Here is a 19,710-nt window from a genome sequence, read left to right as displayed (position 1 = left end):
GCCATGAAACCGCAAAAAACCGCAGCCAAGACCGTGAAAAACAAGACGAAACCAGCAGAGTCGGAGGTCGCAGTGACCGCTGGTTTCTCCCTGGAGCCGGTGTACACGGCCTTGCGCAAGCGCTACCCCGCGGCCGCACAGGCCGAAGCAGTGGCCTTCGCCACTGACTTCTACAAGCGCATGGAGTCGGACGAGTTCCCGCACCACAGCGCTGAAGAGTGGGCCGCTCTCGCGGCTGAGACGCTGGAATTCGCCCGGGTCCGCAAGGCTGGCAAGGCCAACGTCCGCGTGTTCAATCCGACCGCGAAGGCCAACGGTTGGGAATCGCCGCATACCGTGCTGCAGATCGTCAACGACGACATGCCGTTCCTGGTCGATACCGTCACCATGTCGCTGGCCGAGCAGGGCGTGGGCGTCCACGTGCTGGGCCACCCGGTACTGCGTTTCACCCGCGACAAGGCCGGCAAGCTGGTCAAGGTCGGCGAAGGTGATGCCGAGTCGGTGATGCTGCTGGAAATCGACCGCCAGCCGGCCGATGCGATGGCTGCCATCGAGCAGGCCATCAACAAGGCGCTGGATGAAGTGCGTGCGATCGTGCGCGACTGGCAGCCGATGAAGGACAAGGCGCTGGCGCTGGCCGACGACCTGGGCAGCCGCCAGCTGCCGGTCGACGACGCGTCGCGCAAGGAAGCACAGGAGTTCCTGCGCTGGGCCGCTGACAACCACTTCACCTTCTTCGGCTACCGCGAGTACCGCGTCGAGAAGCAGGGCAAGGAAGAGGTGCTGGCGCCGCTGAACGACACCGGCCTGGGCCTGATGCGTGGCAAGGACAAGTCCGCCGCCCGTCCGGTCAAGACGCTGGCCGCGCAGGGCCTGAACACCACGTCCGGTTTGAAGGATGCGCTGATCCTGACCAAGACCAATGCCCGTTCGCGCGTGCACCGCGCCGGCTACATGGACTACATCGGCGTGCTGGAGTTCGACGCCAAGGGCAAGATCATCGGCGAGCAGCGTTTCCTCGGGCTGTTCACCTCCAGCGCCTACAACCGTCGCCCGTGGGAAATCCCGCTGGTGCGCCAGCGCCACGAGCACGTGATGAAGCAGTCCGGGCTGGCCCCCGCCAGCCACAGTGGCAAGGCCCTGCGCCATATCCTGGAAACCCTGCCGCGCGAAGAACTGTTCCAGTCCAGCGAGGACGAACTGTTCCGCACCGCGATGGGCGTGCTGGGCCTGCAGGAACGCGTGCGCAGCCGCCTGTTCCTGCGCCGCGACAAGTACAGCCGTTTCATCTCCGCGCTGGTCTACCTGCCGCGCGAGCGCTTCAACACCGACGTGCGCCTGCGCATCGAAGCAATGCTCAAGGACGCGCTGCACGGCGAGTTCGTCGACAGCTCGGTGGTGCTGGGCGAATCGCCGCTGGCGCAGGTGCACCTGATCGTGCGCCCGAAGCCGGGTGAAATGCTCGACGTTGATACCGCCGAACTGGAGCAGAAGCTGGCCCAGGTGCTGCGTAACTGGCAGGACGACCTGCGCGAAGCGCTGGTGAGCCGCCACGGCGAGACCGAAGGCCTGCGCATCGCCGCCCGCATCGGCAAGGCGCTGCCGGCCGGCTACATCGAAGACAACAGCACCGCCGTTGCCGCCAACGATGTCAGCCAGCTCGACGCGCTGACCGGCCCGGACGACCTGCGCCTGAGCCTGCAGGCCGTGCCGCGCGAAAGCGGCGATGGCCTGCGCCTGAAGCTGTATCGCCAGCTGGATGACATCCCGCTGTCGGACGCGCTGCCGATGATGGAAAACATGGGCCTGCGCGTGATCGCCGAACGTCCGTACCGCCTGTCGGTCGACAACGCGCCGGTGTACGTGCAGGACTTCGAGGTCGAGTCGACCGCTGGCGCGATCGATGCCGCCAGTGTCGATGAAGCCTTCGGCGAGACCTTCGCCCGCGTCTGGCACGGCGACGCCGAGAACGACGGCTTCAACCGCCTGGTGCTGGCAGCTGGCCTGCACTGGCGCCAGGTCGCCATGCTGCGTGGCTACTGCAAGTACCTGCTGCAGACCGGCGTGCCGTTCTCGCAGGCCTACGTGGAAGGCACCTTCGCGCGTTACCCGCTGCTGGCCCGCCTGCTGGTCGAACTGTTCGAGGCCCGCTTCGATCCGGCCACCGGCCATGAGAGCAAGGACGACATCGCGGCCGGCCAGGCCCAGCTGAAGGCCCACTTCGATGTGCTGGCCGCTGGCGACGACGCCACCCTGAAGGTGCTCAAGAGCGTGGTCGATGCCCGCAAGGGTGACCGCGACGCGCAGATGCAGGCCGCGCGCGATGCGCTGCTGAAGCTGATGGATCGCGTGTCCAGCCTGGACGAGGACCGCATCCTGCGCTCGTTCATGGGCGTGATCGACGCGACCCTGCGTACCAGCTACTACCAGACCGATGCCAACGGCCAGCACGGCCATGTCATCAGCTTCAAGTTCGATTCGGCGCTGGTGCCGGACCTGCCGAAGCCGCGCCCGTACCGCGAGATCTTCGTGTACGGCCCGCGCGTGGAAGGTACCCACCTGCGCTTCGGCGCGGTTGCGCGTGGCGGCCTGCGCTGGTCGGACCGTCGCGAAGACTTCCGTACCGAAGTGCTGGGCCTGGTCAAGGCACAGATGGTCAAGAACACCGTCATCGTGCCGGTCGGCGCGAAGGGTGGCTTCTTCGCCAAGACCCCGCCGGTGAACGGCGATCGCGACGCGATCTTCGCCAATGGCGTGGCCTGCTACAAGCTGTTCATCCAGGGCCTGCTGGACATCACCGACAACATCGTCAACAACAAGATCGTGCCGCCGGTGGATGTCGTGCGCCACGACATGGACGATCCGTACCTGGTGGTGGCCGCCGACAAGGGCACCGCGACCTTCTCCGACATCGCCAACGGCCTGGCCATCGCGCACGGCTTCTGGATGGGCGATGCGTTCGCCTCCGGTGGTTCGGTCGGCTACGACCACAAGGGCATGGGCATCACCGCGCGCGGTGCGTGGGAGTCGGTCAAGCGCCACTTCCGTGCGCTGGGCCGTGACAGCCAGAGCCAGGACTTCACTGCGGTCGGCGTCGGCGACATGTCCGGCGACGTGTTCGGCAATGGCATGCTGCTGTCGCGCCATATCCGCCTGGTCGCTGCGTTCGACCACCGCCACATCTTCCTGGACCCGAATCCGGATGCGGCCACGTCGTTCATCGAGCGTGAGCGCCTGTTCACCCTGCCGCGTTCGAGCTGGGCGGACTACGACACCAAGCTGATCAGCAAGGGCGGCGGCGTGTATCCGCGCAGCCTGAAGTCGATCGAGATCACCCCGCAGGTGCGTGAGGCGCTGGGCCTGGACGAGAACGTCAAGGCGCTGTCGCCGAACGATCTGATGAGCGCGATCCTGAAGGCACCGGTCGACCTGCTGTGGAACGGCGGCATCGGTACCTACGTCAAGGCTGCCAGCGAGCAGCACAGTGATGTCGGCGACCGCGCCAACAACGCACTGCGCGTGAACGGTGGCGAGCTGCGCTGCAAGGTGGTGGGCGAGGGCGGCAACCTGGGCATGACCCAGCTGGGCCGCATCGAAGCTGCCCAGGCCGGCGTGCTGCTCAACACCGACTTCATCGACAACTCGGCCGGTGTCGACACCTCCGACCATGAAGTCAACATCAAGATCCTGCTCAACGATGTGGTGCGGGCCAAGAAGCTGACCGTCGAGCAGCGCAACAAGCTGCTGGCCTCGATGACCGATGAAGTCGCCGAGCTGGTGCTCAACGACAACTATCGCCAGAACCAGGCACTGAGCCTGATGGAGCGGATGGCAGTCAAGCGCCTGGGGTCCAAGCAGCACTTCATCCGCACCCTGGAACAGCAGGGCCTGCTCGACCGCCAGATCGAGTTCCTGCCGTCCGATGCCGAGCTCTCGCAGCGCAAGGCACGCGGCCAGGGCCTGACCCGTCCGGAGCTGTCGGTGCTGCTGTCCTATTCCAAGCTGGTGGCGTTCAACCAGCTGCTGGATTCGGACATCCCGGAAGATCCGTACCTGTCCAAGGAACTGCAGCGCTACTTCCCGACCCCGCTGCAGAAGAAGTACGCCGACGCGATGGAGCGTCACCGCCTGAAGCGCGAAATCATCGCCACGGCCGTGACCAACCAGACCATCAACCGCATGGGCGCCACCTTCCTGATGCGCATGCAGGAAGACACCGGCCGTTCCATCGCCGAGGTCGCCAAGGCCTACACCATCAGTCGCGAAACGCTGGATGCGCGCGCGTTGTGGGCACAGATCGATGCCCTCGACGGCAAGGTGCCGGAGTCGGTGCAGATCGACGCCCTGGAAGTGATCTGGAAGCTGCAGCGCTCGTTCGTGCGTTGGCTGCTGTCGCGCCCGGGCGCGATGCCGGGCATCACCGAAGCGGTCAACCGCTACCAGGGACCGTTCAACGACATCCGCGTCGCTTCGGGCGTGCTGCCGGATTCGCAGCGTCCGACCTACGAAGCCCTGGTGGCCGAGTGGAAGGAAAAGGGCCTGCCGTCTGCACTGGCACAACAGCTGGCCGAACTGCACTTCCTGGAACCGGCGTTCGACATCATCGAACTGGCCCGCACCCGCAAGCTGAAGCCGGTGGACGTGTCCAAGGTCCACTTCCGCCTGGGCGATGCCCTGCAGCTGCCGTGGCTGTTCGAGCAGGTCGACGCGCTGGAAGTCAACGGTCGTTGGCACGCGGTGGCGCGTGGCGTGCTGCGTGATGAGCTTGCAGCCAACCACCGCAACCTGGCCGGGCAGGTGCTGGGCACCAAGGGCAGCAGTGCCGAGGCCAAGGTCGCTGCCTGGATGGGCCGCGACGACAACAGCCTGCGCTTCACCCTGGCGATGCTGGCCGAACTGGCCGAGCAGAAGACCCTGGACTACCCGACCGTCTCGGTCGCGGTGCAGCGCCTGGGCCAGCTGGCCGCGCATGGTGCGTAAGCGCATTCGCGCTGACGCCCCACGGATTGCTCTGCAAACCGTGGGCCCCATGCCAACCATGCTCCCAGACCCCCGCGCCGTTGGCGCGCCCCCCTGACTCAGGGGGGCTCCTGATCTGCAGCAGTTGGAGGAACGGCCCCGCGAAAGCGGGGCCGTTCTGCATTGTCTGGTAGTGCCGGCCGCTGGCCGGCAACCTCATGAATCGCAACCGGGTGCAGCAGCCGGCCAGCGGCCGGCACGACCGGGTATGCTCTTGCTGGCACACCCACCCGGATCCACCGATGAGCGACACCCCCCGCATCGCTTTCCTGGCCAGCAGCACCGAACCTGCACAGATGGCCCGCGCGGCGATGATCTCGCGTTATGGCGATCACGCGCCCGAGCAGGCCGACGTGCTGTGCCCGCTGGGTGGCGACGGTTTCATGCTGCAGACCCTGCACCGGCACGGGCACCTGGGCAAGCCGGTGTTCGGCATGAAGCTGGGCACAGTTGGCTTCCTGATGAACCAGTACCGCGGTGACGATGACGTGCAGGCCCGCATTGCGCGTGCCGAACCGGCCAACCTGCGCCCGCTGGAAATGGTGGCGCTGACCGAGTCCGGCACCAGCACCGGGTCGCTGGCCTACAACGATGTCTCGCTGCTTCGGCAGACCCGGCAGGCGGCCCATATCGGCATCGACCTCAACGGCCAGGAGCGGGTGGCCGAGCTGATCGGTGACGGCGTGCTGGTGGCCACCCCGGCCGGCAGTACCGCCTACAATTATTCCGCGCACGGCCCGGTGTTGCCGCTGGGGTCGCATACCATCGCGCTGACGCCGCTGGCTCCGTATCGGCCGCGACGCTGGCGCGGGGCGATCCTCAAGGCCGACACCGAAGTGCGCTTCCGCGTGCTCGATCCCTACAAGCGTCCGGTCAGCGTCACCGCTGATTCGCACGAGACCCGCGATGTGGTCGAGGTGACCATCCGTGAGTCGAGGGACCGTCGTGTGACCCTGCTGTTCGACCCGGAGCACAACCTGGAAGACCGGATCCTGAGCGAACAGTTCGTTTTTTGATGACAATGGGCGGCCGGCCCCGCCGACCGCTTGAAGGACCCCCACCGATGGGCGACAACTCCCCCCGTTTGCTGACCGTCGCGGTCACCTCGCGCGCGCTGTTCGACCTCGAGGAAAGCCATGCGCTGTTCGAGAGCGATGGCGTGGCGGCCTATGCCGAGTTCCAGCGCCAGCATGAGGACGACATCCTCGGCCCCGGCGTGGCCTTTCCCGTGGTGCGCAAGCTGCTGGCACTGAACCAGGGCGCCAGCCCGGAGAACCCGCGGGTCGAGGTGATCCTGCTGTCGCGCAACTCGGCCGATACCGGCCTGCGCATCTTCAACTCGATCCAGCATTACGGCCTGGGCATCATCCGTGCGACGTTCACCGCTGGCGAGCCGACCTGGCCGTATGTGAAGCCGTTCGGCACCGACCTGTTCCTGTCGGCCAACCCGGAATCGGTGCGCAGTGCGCTGCGCCATGGCATCGCGGCGGCGACCATCCTGCCCAAACCACCGGGCGAGACCGCTGCGGCAGCGGCCGACCAGATCGATACCGGTCGCCCGGCCGGCCAGCTGCGCATTGCCTTCGACGGTGACGCAGTGATCTTCGGTGACGAGAGTGAGCGCATTTCGCGCGAGCAGGGCGTGGAAGCCTTTGGCCGCCACGAACGCGAACGCGCCCGCGAGCCACTCAGTGGCGGCCCCTTCCGCGGCTTCCTGTCGGCCCTGCACACGCTGCAGGAAGTGTTCCCGGCTGGCGACAGCGCGCCGATCCGTACCGCACTGGTGACCGCGCGGTCGGCCCCGGCGCACGAGCGGGTGATCCGCACCCTGCGGGAGTGGGGCGTGCGCCTGGACGAAGCGCTGTTCCTCGGCGGCCGGCACAAGGGGCCGTTCCTGCAGGCCTTCGGTGCCGACATCTTCTTCGATGATTCGCAGCACAACATCGACAGCGCCCGCGAGCATGTGGCTGCCGGCCACGTACCGCACGGCGTCGCCAACGAGGGATAGGGCGGATTCGCCCGGTAGGTGCCAACCTTGGTTGGCGCTGCCGTCAGGCCACGGGTCCGATCAAGGGCTGCCCGACATCCCCAACTGCAGGTCCACCACTTTCCAGCGCAGGCCCTGCGGCTCCAGCACCACCTTCGTCGGTGGCTGGCCGGGGCCGCGATCCACATTGATCACGAAGCGATCGAACGCCTCGAAATGGTGCTCGGCGTGTTTCAACGGCCGCGCAGGTTCGGTCGCGCCGAAGGCGTCGCCACCCTGCAGTTCATTGCGGCCACGCTTCCACAGCACGTGGCCCTGCAGCATCGCGCCGATCCCGGTCGGGGTCACCATGGTTTCCACCGCGGCCCCCCCGAGCTGGTCGCCCAGGCCGTAGAGCAGGGCTCCGAACGGGCTGGCCGCCACGTCCGGGCCCGCCTGGCGCACCAGGTAATCATTGAGCTGCGCACGCAGGCTGCTGCGCACGCGCGGGAAATCGACGTAACGCTCCAGGCGCGCGGTGTCGCGCTGTTCGATGGCCTTGGACAAGCCATTGACAGTCAGGTACGGGCCGCCGAACCACCAGGCCGCCAAGGCCAGGACCAGCAGCACAAGCAGTGCGGTGAGCTTCTTCATGCCGGACAGACTGCCGCAACGGCGGCAGTGCCGGGTGAAGACTCACTGACTGGGCGAACCACGGCCATCACCGAAGGCATCGACCAGCTGTTGCCGTTCCGCCGGGCTCAGCGCCTCCACGCGCGTTGCCAAGACCTCGTCCAGGCTGCGGATGCGGGTGGTGCCGAGGATGCCGCTGGCCACACCGGGATGCCCCAATGCGTAGGCGAAGGCGGTCTGGGCCGGACGCTGGCTGTGGATCGTGGCCACCGCGCGCCGCATCTGGCGGGCACTGCGCATCAGATGGCGGCTGCTGGGTTTCAGCCAGGCGCGCGCCAGGTACCAGCCATCGGCCAGCCGTGGCAGGCGCGGGCGTGCGGGCAGCAGATGGCCCTGCGCCAGCACGGTGCCGGCCAGCACGCCGATGCCCACTGCCTGCAGCTGATCGATAAGCGGTTCGCGGTCCTGCTGTAGGGCGTTGTAGTCCAGCAGCACCACATCGAAGGCATCTGGATGGGCGATCATCCAGCGCAGGGTCGAGGCCGAGTGGGTGTTGATGCCGGTGAATCGGATCAACCCACGTTCGCGCAGGCGCTGCAGTGCCGCCAGCAGGTCGTCACTGATGTCGTGTTCGCTGGCGTCATGCAGCTGGTAGACATCAAGATGGCCCAGGCCGAGGTTGCGCAGCGACGCCTCGCAGCTGGCGGTGATGGCCGCGGGCGAGAAATTGCGTTGCTCGGCGCCGCTGATGCCGGCCTGGCCGGTCAGCGTGCCGCCCTTGCTTGAGATCACCAGTGAATCGCGCGGGTACTGCTTCAGCAACGGGCGCAGGATGCGGCCCAGGCGCGGCTCGGCATGGAAGCCGGAATAGTTGTGACCGGTATCGAGCAGGTTCACCCCGTGGGCAAGCACATGCTCGACCACGGCAGCTGCCTCATGCTCGGGGAAGCGGCGATGACCCCAGAAGCCGGAACAGCCCAATCCGATCGGTGAAACGGCCAGGCCGGTGCGGCCGAGCACGCGCCGCTGGCGGGCCAGCGGATGATTCTGCGACATCAGAATTCCAGGTCCAGCGCAGCGCACAGGTAGTCGACGAACGGGCCGAGCGCGGCCAGGTCCTTGCCCAGCGTGGACAGCAGGCGTGGGCCGGTCATGGTGGCGTCGTCCAGCGAGCGCCACATCACCCAGTTGCGGTGCTTGAGGTCGTCGATGAACTCGAAGTCGGCCGGGAAGCCACGCGGGGGCCGCACCAGCTTCTCGCTCTCCTCGAAATCGAAGCGCTTGCGCAGGGCCGGCGCGTGCGCGGCGGCCTTCCAGCTGCCCGGGTTGTCGAGGATGAAGTGGCGCACGCGGCGCTGGGTTTCCGGTTCTGGATGCCACAGGCCGGCGCCGACGAAGCTCTCGCCGGGTTGCAGGTGCACATAGAAGGACGGCGCGGCCACCTCGCGGCGCCGCTCGTGGAACAGGCGCGCACCCTGCCAGGTCTTGTACGGTGACTTGTCGTTGGAAAAGCGCGCGTCACGGTGGATGCGGAACAGGGAGCCGCCGACGCCGCGGGTATCGGCGCGGAAGTGCTCGCTGACCTCGGCCAATGCCGGCTGCAGGTCGCCCAGCAGGCGCAGGAACGGCTGCCGAACGTGGTCTTCATACTGCTGGCGGTGGTCGTTGAACCAGGTCTTGTCGTTGTGCCGCGCCAGGCTGCGCAGGAACTTGAAGCTGGCGTCCGAGAAATAGGTACTCACAAGGTCTCCTGCAGGTGCTGGCCCCAGTCGCGCAGCGATTGCAGCAGGGCCTGGCGCCGCGCGTCGTCGGGCGACTCGGCGGCCAGCGCATCGAGCTGTTGCTGGTACTGGGGCAGGTTGAGTTCGCCCAGGCCGCCGTCGCCGAGCAGGCGCTGGCGCCGGTAATCCTGCCAGCGCTGGCGTTCAGCCGGCGCGAGGCTGTCGGGATGATTGCGCGCACGGTAGCGGAACAGCAGCTCCGGCAGGCGCGGGTCGCGGAAGCGGCCTTCCAGCGCGGCCAGCTGCTCCGGCGCGGTGGTGCGTGCCAGCGCCAGCAGCGGCTTGTCGCCATTGCCGAGGAAGCCGTCATACAGCGAGGCATCGACATCGGCCACGGTCGCGACGCGGGGCTGGTTGTAGACCTGGCGTGCCTTCTCGGCCAGCTGTGGAGCGAACGCGCGCAGCCGTTCCACCTTGGCTTCGATCGCGGCCACGTCCAGGCCGAGGCGCGCATGGTCATCGGCGCGCAGGTGGTTCCATGCGATCAGTGCCGGCACCTTGTTCAGGTGCACTTCCTTCAGCGGCACGCGTGCCACGCCTTCGGGCAGCTCGCTGGCCCGCATGTACAGGCGCTGTGCGATCACCTCGGCCGGCAGGTCGAGCAGGTCGTCGATCTCGCCCTCCAGGTCGAACACGATCACCCGGTTGTTGATGGTCGGGTGCACGGCCAAGGGCAGAACCGGTGCGGCGCACAGGCGGCTGGCAGGGTAGCGCATGGAAATGTGCAGAACCGGCTTCATCGCCGCCACGTCCAGCAAGCCGCCGACGAAGCGCTTGTCGCGCAGCTTCAGCGCGTACTCCCACAGCCGCGGCTGCGACTGCTTGAACAGCCGTGCCATGCCGATGGTGGCGCGCACGTCTGACAGCGCTTCGTGCGCATCGCCTTCGCGCACGTTGTTGGCCTCGGCCAGGTGCTCGAGCTTGAACGAGGTGGCGCCGTCCTCGCGCAGCGGCCACCGGATGCCGTCCGGGCGCATCGCGCGCATCAGCCGCAGCATGTCCAGCAGGTCCCAGCGCGAATTGCCGTTGCGCCACTCGCGTTCGTAGGGATCGTGGAAGTTGCGGAACAACCCGTAGCGGACGAACTCATCGTCGAAGCGCAGCGTGTTGTAGCCCAGTGCGCAGGTGCCGGATCGCGACATCAGTTCGTTGATGCGGTCGAAGGCTTCTGCCTCGCTGATGCCCTCGGCCAGGGCCTGCTGCGGGGTGATGCCGGTGACCAGGGTGGCCATCGGCGAGGGCAGCAGGTCATCGGCCGGGCGCACGAAGAAGCTGACCGGCGTGTCGATCTCGTTGAGGTCGGCATCGGTGCGGACCGCGGCGAACTGCGAGATGCGCGTGCGCCGCGGGTCCTGGCCGAAGGTTTCCAGGTCGTAGAACAGGAAGCTGTAGGCCATCAGTGCGCGCCCTCCAGGACCGGCAACTGCGCGTGGACCTGCGCTTCCAGTGCGGCCCAGTCGATGTTGTCCAGTGAATCGTGACCGGCGGTGGCTGCAGCCAGCAGGTCGCGCTGCAGTTCGGTGCGGCGCAGCGCCTCGGCGTAGGGCGTGTGCAGGAAGGTGACCATCGTGTAATGCGGCACGAAGCGGGTCGGCCAGCGCCGCTGCAGTTCCTGCTCCAGCTCGCGTTGCAGCAGGAATGCAGGGTCGGCAACGCGGTCGCGCATCTCCAGGTAGTTCTCAAGCGCCATCTGCTGGATGGCACGTGCATTCGGTTTGCGCTCGGCCTCGAACGCGGCGAACGCACCTTCCAGATCATCCGCTTCCATCAGATGGCGGGCCAGAGCCACGCAATCCTCGAACGCGCAGTTCATGCCCTGGCCGTGGAACGGCACCATCGCATGCGCAGCGTCACCGATCAGCACGGCGCGGCCCTGCTGATGCCAGCGGTCGAGGGTGAGCGTGCCGAGCAGGCCCGGCGGGTGCTGTTCCCAGTCCACGCGCAGGTTCGGGATCAACGGCAGCGCGTCGGCGAACTCGCGTGCAAACAGGGCCTCGGCCTGCGCACCGGTATTGACCGTGGCGAAGCTGGGATCGCCCTGGTTGGGCAGGAACAGGGTGACCGTGAAAGTGCCTTCGTGATTGGGCAACGCGATGCACATGTAGTGGCCGCGCGGCCAGATGTGCAGCGCATTGCGCTCGATGCGGAAGCCGCCATCGGCAGCCGGCGGGATCTCCAGTTCCTTGTACGAATGGTCAAGGAAGGCGATGTCCTCGCCCAGCGGCGCACGACGGTTCATCGCCGCGCGCAGTGCCGAGCCCGCGCCGTCGGCGCCGATCAGGGTGTCAAAGCGGATGTCGTGCGGGCTGTCGTCACGGTCATCGATGAAACGCGCGTAGCCCGCATCGAAATCCACGGTATGCAGGCGACGATGGAAATGCACGGTGGCACCGGCCTGTTCGGCCAGTTCCAGCAGCGTGGTGTTCAGATCGCTGCGATGGATCGACCAGATCACCTCGCTGTCGTCGCGGCCATAGCGCTGCAGCTGCGGTTCGCCGTCGCGTGGATGCACCATGCGCCCGCGCATCATCACCGCGCGCGCCATCACCTCGTCTTCCACACCGGCCTGGCGCAGTGCATTGCGCCCGCGCTCGGCCAACGCCAGGTTGATCGAACGACCGCTCTCGTAGTCGGCAATGCGGGGATCGCCACGGCGTTCGTACAGGGTGATGCGCCAGCCTTGCCGTGACAGCAGGATGGCCAGCAGGGACCCGGCAAGGCCGGCACCGATAATGCTCAACGAGCGGGAGGCGTGTGCGATCAACGAACTGTCCAGCAGCAGGGGGAGGGGCCGGCTTACAGGCCGGCCCAGGCTTCCACTTCCTCGACGAAATGGTGCACGTCCAGGTAGCGGTTGTAGAGCGGGGTGGGCGAGATGCGGATCACGTCAGGCTCGCGCCAGTCGCCGAGCACGCCGATGCCGCGCAGGTGCTCGAACAGTGCACGGCCACGCTCGCGGCCACCGATCACGCGCAGCGACAACTGGCAGCCGCGGCGCTGCGGATCGGCCGGGGTAATGATGTCCAGCACCTGCGGCAGGCGTGCGCGGACCAGTGCTTCGAGCAGGCCGGTCAGCGCCAGCGATTTGCTGCGCAGCGCCTCCATGCCGGCACGCTCGAACAGGTCCAGCGAGGCACGCAGTGGTGCCAGGCCAAGGATCGGTGGGTTGCTGAGCTGCCAGCCTTCGGCACCGATGGCGGGGGTGAACTGGGGCGCCATCTGGAAGCGGGTCGATTCCTCATGGCCCCACCAGCCGGCAAAGCGCGGCAGGGTGGTGTCGCGGTGGTGGCGCTCGTGCACGAACGCACCGGCCACCGCGCCTGGGCCGCTGTTGAGGTATTTGTAGTGGCACCACACGGCGAAATCGGGCGCCACGTCATGCAGGCGCAGCGGCAGGTTGCCAACCGAGTGCGCCAGGTCGAAGCCGATGCGTGCGCCCTGCAGGCGTGCGGCGCGGGTGATCGCATCGAGGTCGAAGGCCTGGCCGGTGCGGTACTGCACGCCGGGCCACAGCACCAGCGCCAGGCGCGGGCCGTGCTCGGCGATGGCGCGTTCGATCGCGGTCAGCGAAATCGTGCCGTTGGCTTCGTCCGGCTGCACTTCCACCAGGCACTCGGCCGGGTCGAAACCATGGAAGCGGATCTGAGCTTCCACCGCGTGGCGGTCGGTCGGGAATGCGCCGGCTTCCATCAGGATCACCGGGCGCTGCGTGGTCGGCCGGTAGAAGCTGACCATCATCAGGTGCAGGTTCACGCTCAGCGTGTTCATCGCTACCACCTCGCTGGGCAGTGCGCCGACCACTCGGGCCAGCTGCGCGCTCACCAGGCGGTGGTAGGACAGCCACTGCGTCGGGCCGGTGAAGTGGCCTTCCACCGCCAGTTCGCCCCATTGTTTCATCACTTCCTGCACCGCTGCCTGCGCACCGCGCGGCTGCAGGCCCAGCGAGTTGCCGACGAAGTAGGTCTGCTCGCCGCCACCATGGCGCGGAATCAGGAATTCGCCACGCAGCGGGCGCAGCGGATCGGCGGCGTCCAGGGCGATGGCGTGGGTGCGGCTGAGCAGGTCGGACATGGTCGGGCAACAGGCTGCAACGGGACCGCCAGTGTAGCGCCTGGCGGCGTGCCTGCCGCCGAACCTGTAGCGCCGAGCCCATGCTCGGCTGCCGGGCCACGAAGCCGCGCATGGGCTCGGCCCTACAGGGGCAGGTGCTCAGCCCGCCGCCGGCACCGGCAGCGGATCCACGTGCCCGCACTGGCTGCAGGTACGCAGTTCCAGGCTGGCGTGGTAGTGCGCAAACACCTTGGGCAGGTCGGTTTCGATGTTCTGCAGCGGGAAATACTCTTCGTGCAGCTTGTGGTTGCAGCGCTCGCAGTGCCAGATCACGCCGTCCAACTCATGCGGCAGCCGCTTGCGCTCGACCACCAGGCCGATGCCCCCGGGCGGGCGCCGCGGCGAGTGCGGCACCTTCGCCGGCAACAGGAAGATCTCGCCGGCGCGGATCGGAATGTCGCGTACCGCGCCGTCCTCCTGCACCTTCAGCACCATCTCGCCTTCGAGCTGGTAGAACCACTCGGGGCCTTCGTCGTAGTGGTAGTCGGTACGCGAGTTCGGCCCGCCGACCACCATCACGATGAAATCGCCGTTGTCGATCATCTTGTTGCCCACCGGCGGCTTCAGCAGGTGGCGGTTCTCTTCGATCCAGGCGTGCAGGTTGATCGGCGGAGCGAGCATGGTGGTCATCCGTGTGGGGATCAGTCGCGACGGCCCTTGCGCGGCACGAAGGACAGCGCTTTTTCATACGCCGGCTGCAGCTCTTCCAGCGAACCGACGTCGATGCCCATTTCACGCACGCGGCCGTCCTTCAGGCTGTAGACCCAGCCGTGCACCATCAGCTTCTGGCCGCGGGCCCAGGCATCCAGCACGATGGTCGAGCGGCAGAGGTTGGCGACCTGCTCGATCACGTTCAGCTCGCACAGCCGGGCGTGCTTGAGTTCGTCGTCTTCGATGGCGTCGAGGATGCCCTGGTGCTTCTGCACCACGTCACCGACATGGCGCAGCCAGTTGTCGGCCAGGCCGACGCGGGTGTTGTGCAGACAGGCATGCACGCCGCCGCAGCCGTAGTGGCCGACGATCAGGATGTGCTTGACCTTCAGCTGGTCCACCGCGTACTGCACCACGCTCAGGCAGTTGAGGTCGGTGTGGGCGACCACGTTGGCGACGTTGCGATGCACGAACACTTCGCCCGGCGCCATGCCGATGATCTGGTTGGCCGGCACGCGCGAATCGGAGCAGCCGATCCACAGGTACTCCGGGTGCTGCTGCTTGGCCAGCTGGTGGAAGAAGTCGGGGTCCTCCTTCTCGATGCGGTCGGCCCAGTCGCGGTTGTTCTGCAGCAGCTTGTGGATGTCTTTCATGTTCGGTCCCTGGCGTCGGGTGGGGGCGCACCGCAGCCATCCGGCTGCGACGTCGCGGGAATCTGGGGTGTTCAGCCGCTGCGGGCGGCCTGTTCGCGGTGCCAGCGCATCCACTGCGCCAACTCGGTGGAGGAAGGGGCGCCCAGCTGTTCCAGTTCGGCGATCACGGCGCGCTGGTTGGCGTCGGGATGGTTCTGGCTCAGCTTCAGCTTCAGCTGCACGTGTTCGACCTGGAAACGGAAGCCGACGATGGCACGCAGTTCCGGGCCATGTTCGGCGCGCGTGGCATCGAACTGCCAGCCCTGGCCGACACTGGCTTCGAAGTGATCGCTGATCGCGCCGACCAGTTCGGCCAGCGCATCGGTGTCGTCGAAGGTGTGCAACTGGCCATGCAGCTCGGCGGCAGCGTAGTTCCAGGTCGGCACCCGTGCGGCAGGCTCCTTGTCCGGGTACCAGCTGGCCGAGACGTAGCCGTGTGGTCCGTCGACCAGCACCTTGGCCGCACCGCTGTGGCGCGACTGCGGGTTGGCGCGGGCCCAGTGCCCGCGCAGCTCGATGCGCTCGCCCTCGCGCCGGTACAGCACCGGCATCCGGGTCAGCTCCGGCAGGCCATCGCTGCCGGGGGTGAGCACGGTGACGAACGGATCGCGCGCCAGCAGGCGGTCCAGCCAGAGCAGGTCGGTCTCGGCGAAGGCGCGTGGAGTGAACATGCCTGGATCAGGCGCGCGCGCCCAGCGACTGGATCATGCGGCCGTGCAGGCCCTCGTCGTTGTCGGCCTGCGGCGGCTGCACTTCGTGCAGGCTGAAGCCGCGCACCAGCGCGTCTTCCTCGTCCAGGCCGTCATACTCGACGAATTCGGCGTCGAACAACTGCGAACGGGCGGTGTCTTCGCTGTCGTAGCTCAGCGTGTTGCCATCGCTGTCGAGTACTTCGGCGGTGCCGGCCGGGCGAACGCGCAGGCGCGCCCAGATCAGGGTGTTGCCGAGGCTGGCCAGCCACCAACTGTCGCGCGAGGCAGAAATGTCATTCATGGGGGTTACCAGAGCGAGGCCAGCCAGAGCAGGGCGGCCATGCCCAGTCCGGCCAGCAGGGTCAGCAGCGATACCCAGGCCGGCGTCGCCAGCCCGGACAGCGAGCGGTCCGGCTGCTGGCGATAGTCGCGGCGCAGCAGCCAGGCCAGGGCATCGGGCTTGAGGAAGGCGCCGCTGCCGAAGCGCTCGGCGAGCGCCGGATGGCGGTCGCGCACGTGCACCAGGGTCAGCGGCCAGAAGATCACGAAGGCACTGAACCCGGCCACTGCAACGCCGACGAAACACAGGGCGAAGAACAGGGTCATGGGAGCCGTACCTCCGTGGTCGTGTGGGGCTTAGAAGTCCGCGCTGCCCGGGGCGCGCGGGTAGGGGATCGCGTCGCGGATGTTGGACAGCCCGCAGACGTACACCACCAGGCGTTCGAAGCCCAGGCCGAAGCCGGCGTGCGGCACCGAGCCATAGCGGCGGAAGTCGCGGTACCAGCTGTAGTGCTCGCGATCCAGGCCGAACTGGGCCATGCGCGCGTCCAGCACGTCCAGGCGCTCCTCACGCTGGCTGCCACCGATGATCTCACCGATGCCTGGGGCCAGCACGTCCATCGCGGCAACGGTCTTGCCGTCGTCGTTCAGGCGCATGTAGAAGGCCTTGATGTGCTCCGGATAGTTGGTCACCACCACCGGACGGCCGACATGCTCCTCGGTCAGCCAGCGCTCGTGCTCGGTCTGCAGGTCCAGGCCCCATTCCACCGGGAAGTCGAACTTCCTGCCGGACTTCTGCAGCAGGCTGACCGCATCGGTGTAGTCGATGCGCTCGAACGGTGCGTTGATGAAATCTTCCAGCTTGGTGATCGCGTTCTTGTCCACGCGCTCGGCGATGAAGGCCAGGTCGTCGCTGCGCTCGTTCAGCACGGCGCGGAACAGGTACTTCAGGAACTCTTCGGCCAGGCGTGCGTCTTCGGCCAGGTCGGCGAAGGCGATTTCCGGCTCGATCATCCAGAACTCCGCCAGATGGCGGGTGGTGTGGCTGTTCTCGGCGCGGAAGGTCGGGCCGAAGGTGTAGACCTTGCTCAGCGCCAGGCAGTAGGCCTCGACGTTCAGCTGGCCGGACACGGTCAGGAACGTTTCCTTGCCGAAGAAGTCGCGGCTGAAGTCGATCGCGCCCTTCTCGTCACGCGGCAGGTTCACCATGTCCAGGGTGGACACGCGGAACATCTGGCCGGCGCCTTCGGCGTCGGAGGTGGTGATGATCGGGGTGCTGATCCAGTTGAAGCCGTTCTCGTGGAAGAAGCGGTGCACGGCCTGGGCCAGGCAGTTGCGGATGCGGGTGACTGCGCCGAACAGGTTGGTGCGTGGGCGCAGGTGCGCCACTTCGCGCAGGAACTCCGGCGACATCGGCTTGGGCTGGATCGGGTAGGTGAGCGGATCTTCGACCCAGCCGACCACTTCCAGGGCGCTGGCCTGGATCTCGAACGACTGGCCCTTGCCCTGCGACTTCACCAGGGTGCCGGTGCCGATGACCGAGCAGCCGCTGGTCAGGCGCTTGATCTCGTCGAAGTTGGCCAGGGTGTCGTTGGCCACGACCTGGATCGGGGCGAAGCAGGAGCCGTCGCTCACATTCACGAAGGCCAGATTCGCTGAACCGCGCACCGTGCGCACCCATCCGCGTACCGTGACTTCGCCGCCTTCCGGGATCTTCCCGGCAAGCGCATGTTCAACGCTGACCACCGTCATGACTTGAATCCTCTGCTGATCGACTCGATCTGTGAACACGGGAGTTTACCGGTTGCAGCGTTCTGCTTGCGAGGCATTTTTCGCGGCAACGGCTCCTTATAATGTTCCCGTACCTCTGGAGTAGCCCCATGGCCGTCAGCCTGACCCCCATTGCCTTCGAGCGCGTGCAGCGCTTTGTCGCCCAGACCCCCGGCGCGCTGGGCCTGCGTTTCGGCGTGACCAGGACCGGCTGCTCCGGTTGGGGCCACGTGACCGACCTGGCCCGCGACGAGCGCGAGGGCGATACCGTGTTCGAGCAGGACGGCGTGAAGATCTACGTCGACGCCAAGAGCCTGGCGCTGGTGGACGGCACCGTGATCGACTTTGGCAAGCAAGGCCTGAGCGAGACGTTCACGTTCAGCAACCCGAACGCCACCGCCGAGTGTGGCTGCGGCGAGAGCTTCACCACCGACGCCGACAAGGCCTGAGGCCGGTTCTGGCGCCCGCCGGGCATGGCCGGGCGCTGGGGGCAGGTTCAGCCGCCGCGGGCCGGTTGCCCGGCACCCTCATCTGCGCCATAATGCGCGGCTTCCTGCCTTCCTGGCGGGAATCCTTGCCCCACCGCGGTCTCAACGGCGGGGGGCTGTCCGGCCGCGAGGCCACATCCGAAAGGTAGAAAAAACATGAGTCGTCATTACGAAATCGTGTTCATGGTCCACCCGGACCAGAGCGAGCAGGTCCCGGCCATGATCGAGCGCTACAAGTCGCTGGTCGAGAACGGCAACGGCACCATCCACCGTCTGGAAGACTGGGGCCGCCGCCAGCTGGCGTACCCGATCCAGAACCTGGTGAAGGCCCACTACGTGCTGATGAACATCGAAGCCGACCAGGCCGTTCTGAACGAACTGACCGAGAGCTTCCGCTTCAACGACGCCGTGCTGCGCAACCTGGTCATCAAGCGTGACGAGGCTGACACCGAGCAGTCGCTGATCATGAAGAGCAAGGACGAGAAGGGTGACAAGCCGGAGCGCGGTGAGCGCCGTCGTCGTGACGACGAAGAAGGCGAGTCCAACAACACCGCTGACAACGAAGCCGGCGACGACGCCGCTTCCGCCGCCTAAGGAGCCTTCCCATGTCCAAGTTCTTCCGTCGCCGCAAGTTCTGCAAGTTCACTGCTGAAGGTGTGAAGGAGATCGACTACAAGGATCTCAACACCCTGCGCCAGTACCTGACCGAGAACGGCAAGATCGTGCCGAGCCGCGTGACCGGTACCAAGTCGAAGTACCAGCGCCAGCTGGCGACCGCCGTCAAGCGCGCTCGCTTCCTGGCCCTGATCCCGTACACCGACAACCACGACGTCTGATGCCGGCGGGGCGGCCCGGTGCCGCCCCCGCTGTGCCAGCTATTCGGACAGCCTTTGTTGCGGGGCATCGCCTCGCTAACGAATAACTCATCTGGAGCAATACCATGCAGCTGATCCTCCTGCAGAAAGTCACCAACCTCGGCAACCTGGGCGACCTGGTCGACGTGAAGCCGGGTTACGGCCGTAACTTCCTCGTGCCGCAGGGCAAGGCCGTGCCGGCCACCGAGAGCAACAAGGCCGAGTTCGAAGCCAAGCGCGCCGAGTACGAAGCCAAGGCCCAGGCCATCCACGCAGAAGCTGAAGGCCGCAAGGCCAAGCTGGAAGGCGCGAGCGTGACCATCGCCGCCAACGCTTCGACCGAAGGCAAGCTGTACGGCTCGGTCGGCCCGCGCGACATCGCCGAAGCCTTCACTGCCGCCGGCCTGCCGCTGGAAAAGAGCGAAGTCATCCTGGGTGAAGGCGCCTTCCGCAACATCGGCGAATACGACGTGCTGATCCACCTGCACGCCGACGTCGAGACCACCGTCAAGGTCGTCGTCGTCGCCGAAGCCTGATCCCCCGCCGCAAGGCCTGGCATCACCGCAGAACGGGCGCCCGCAAGGGTGCCCGTTTTGTTTTATGGTTCCGTTTCGCCAGCTCGGGCCACGTGCGGCCGGCGGGGCAGGGCCGGGCAATGTTCCACGCCCATTCGTAGAACACGGCCACATCGGTATACTCAGGGCGTCACACCCGTTCCACGGGCATCGATCCCAACAGGATCAATGACTTGGAGGGTAAACGCAGGCCGCTTGCC

Annotated in this window: 19 protein-coding genes; 7 read left to right on the top strand and 12 right to left on the bottom strand. The window is 66.8% G+C overall.

Going from position 1 to position 19,710, the window contains the following annotated elements:
- Positions 1-3: 3 nt before the first annotated feature.
- From ROV93_RS07420 to ROV93_RS07410, 3 genes are all read left to right on the top strand, one after another.
- Complete coding sequence (locus ROV93_RS07420) at positions 4-4,980, top strand: NAD-glutamate dehydrogenase domain-containing protein (RefSeq protein ID WP_072168156.1); 4,977 nt, start codon at positions 4-6, stop codon at positions 4,978-4,980.
- A 281-nt stretch (positions 4,981-5,261) separates the two neighbouring features.
- Complete coding sequence (locus tag ROV93_RS07415) at positions 5,262-6,035, top strand: NAD kinase (protein WP_069139728.1); 774 nt, start codon at positions 5,262-5,264, stop codon at positions 6,033-6,035.
- A gap of 47 nt (positions 6,036-6,082) precedes the next feature.
- On the top strand, positions 6,083-7,027 hold the full coding sequence (locus ROV93_RS07410) for a 5'-nucleotidase (protein ID WP_005417414.1): 945 nt from the start codon (positions 6,083-6,085) through the stop codon (positions 7,025-7,027).
- Positions 7,028-7,087: 60 nt separating this feature from the next.
- Here the strand turns inward: ROV93_RS07410 and ROV93_RS07405 are convergent, their stop codons facing one another.
- The 12 genes from ROV93_RS07405 to asnS all read right to left on the bottom strand — a co-directional run bounded on the left by ROV93_RS07405 (position 7,088) and on the right by asnS (position 17,575).
- On the bottom strand, positions 7,088-7,639 hold the full coding sequence (locus ROV93_RS07405) for a DUF2939 domain-containing protein (RefSeq protein ID WP_072168155.1): 552 nt from the start codon (positions 7,637-7,639) through the stop codon (positions 7,088-7,090).
- A 42-nt stretch (positions 7,640-7,681) separates the two neighbouring features.
- A complete protein-coding gene (locus tag ROV93_RS07400; protein ID WP_072168154.1) occupies positions 7,682-8,674 on the bottom strand; it encodes an aldo/keto reductase in 993 nt (330 codons plus the stop codon).
- Positions 8,674-9,360: a DUF2461 domain-containing protein gene (locus tag ROV93_RS07395; RefSeq protein WP_053500718.1), complete on the bottom strand. Its 687-nt coding sequence runs from the start codon at positions 9,358-9,360 to the stop codon at positions 8,674-8,676. The genes ROV93_RS07400 and ROV93_RS07395 overlap by 1 nt, the downstream gene beginning before the upstream one ends.
- Positions 9,357-10,796 (bottom strand): exodeoxyribonuclease I, encoded by a 1,440-nt coding sequence (sbcB, locus tag ROV93_RS07390; RefSeq protein WP_072168153.1) that lies wholly within the window; start codon positions 10,794-10,796, stop codon positions 9,357-9,359. The genes ROV93_RS07395 and sbcB overlap by 4 nt, the downstream gene beginning before the upstream one ends.
- Positions 10,796-12,163 (bottom strand): NAD(P)/FAD-dependent oxidoreductase, encoded by a 1,368-nt coding sequence (locus ROV93_RS07385; RefSeq protein WP_072168152.1) that lies wholly within the window; start codon positions 12,161-12,163, stop codon positions 10,796-10,798. The genes sbcB and ROV93_RS07385 overlap by 1 nt, the downstream gene beginning before the upstream one ends.
- 32 nt (positions 12,164-12,195) lie before the next feature.
- A complete protein-coding gene (kynU, locus tag ROV93_RS07380; protein ID WP_088497051.1) occupies positions 12,196-13,470 on the bottom strand; it encodes a kynureninase in 1,275 nt (424 codons plus the stop codon).
- A 138-nt stretch (positions 13,471-13,608) separates the two neighbouring features.
- On the bottom strand, positions 13,609-14,130 hold the full coding sequence (locus ROV93_RS07375; protein ID WP_072168182.1) for a 3-hydroxyanthranilate 3,4-dioxygenase: 522 nt from the start codon (positions 14,128-14,130) through the stop codon (positions 13,609-13,611).
- A gap of 20 nt (positions 14,131-14,150) precedes the next feature.
- The gene (gene can / locus ROV93_RS07370; protein ID WP_005417406.1) at positions 14,151-14,813 is read right to left on the bottom strand and encodes a carbonate dehydratase; all 663 of its coding nucleotides are present in this window, start codon (positions 14,811-14,813) and stop codon (positions 14,151-14,153) included.
- 71 nt (positions 14,814-14,884) lie between these two features.
- Positions 14,885-15,523 carry an FMN-binding negative transcriptional regulator gene (locus ROV93_RS07365; RefSeq protein WP_072168150.1) on the bottom strand — a complete coding sequence of 213 codons (639 nt, stop codon included), beginning with the start codon at positions 15,521-15,523 and terminating at the stop codon, positions 14,885-14,887.
- Positions 15,524-15,530: 7 nt separating this feature from the next.
- Positions 15,531-15,845: a hypothetical protein gene (locus ROV93_RS07360; RefSeq protein WP_072168149.1), complete on the bottom strand. Its 315-nt coding sequence runs from the start codon at positions 15,843-15,845 to the stop codon at positions 15,531-15,533.
- A gap of 5 nt (positions 15,846-15,850) precedes the next feature.
- Complete coding sequence (locus ROV93_RS07355; protein ID WP_005417403.1) at positions 15,851-16,150, bottom strand: hypothetical protein; 300 nt, start codon at positions 16,148-16,150, stop codon at positions 15,851-15,853.
- Positions 16,151-16,180: 30 nt separating this feature from the next.
- On the bottom strand, positions 16,181-17,575 hold the full coding sequence (gene asnS, locus ROV93_RS07350; RefSeq protein ID WP_049415614.1) for an asparagine--tRNA ligase: 1,395 nt from the start codon (positions 17,573-17,575) through the stop codon (positions 16,181-16,183).
- Positions 17,576-17,703: 128 nt separating this feature from the next.
- Here asnS and ROV93_RS07345 point away from each other — a divergent pair, with 128 nt between their 5' ends.
- The 4 genes from ROV93_RS07345 to rplI all read left to right on the top strand — a co-directional run bounded on the left by ROV93_RS07345 (position 17,704) and on the right by rplI (position 19,471).
- Positions 17,704-18,042: an iron-sulfur cluster assembly accessory protein gene (locus ROV93_RS07345; protein WP_072168148.1), complete on the top strand. Its 339-nt coding sequence runs from the start codon at positions 17,704-17,706 to the stop codon at positions 18,040-18,042.
- A 195-nt stretch (positions 18,043-18,237) separates the two neighbouring features.
- Positions 18,238-18,675 (top strand): 30S ribosomal protein S6, encoded by a 438-nt coding sequence (gene rpsF / locus ROV93_RS07340; protein ID WP_005410228.1) that lies wholly within the window; start codon positions 18,238-18,240, stop codon positions 18,673-18,675.
- 11 nt (positions 18,676-18,686) lie between these two features.
- Positions 18,687-18,917, top strand: coding sequence for a 30S ribosomal protein S18 (gene rpsR, locus ROV93_RS07335; RefSeq protein WP_002804494.1), 231 nt, complete (start codon positions 18,687-18,689; stop codon positions 18,915-18,917).
- A gap of 104 nt (positions 18,918-19,021) precedes the next feature.
- Positions 19,022-19,471, top strand: coding sequence for a 50S ribosomal protein L9 (gene rplI / locus ROV93_RS07330; RefSeq protein WP_065178618.1), 450 nt, complete (start codon positions 19,022-19,024; stop codon positions 19,469-19,471).
- Positions 19,472-19,710: the final 239 nt, after the last annotated feature.

Source organism: Stenotrophomonas maltophilia group sp. msm4 (assembly GCF_032025605.1).
GTDB classification, from domain to species: domain Bacteria; phylum Pseudomonadota; class Gammaproteobacteria; order Xanthomonadales; family Xanthomonadaceae; genus Stenotrophomonas; species Stenotrophomonas sepilia.
Note: the sequence above shows the minus strand (reverse complement) of the source record. Positions and strands in the feature narration are given on the sequence as shown.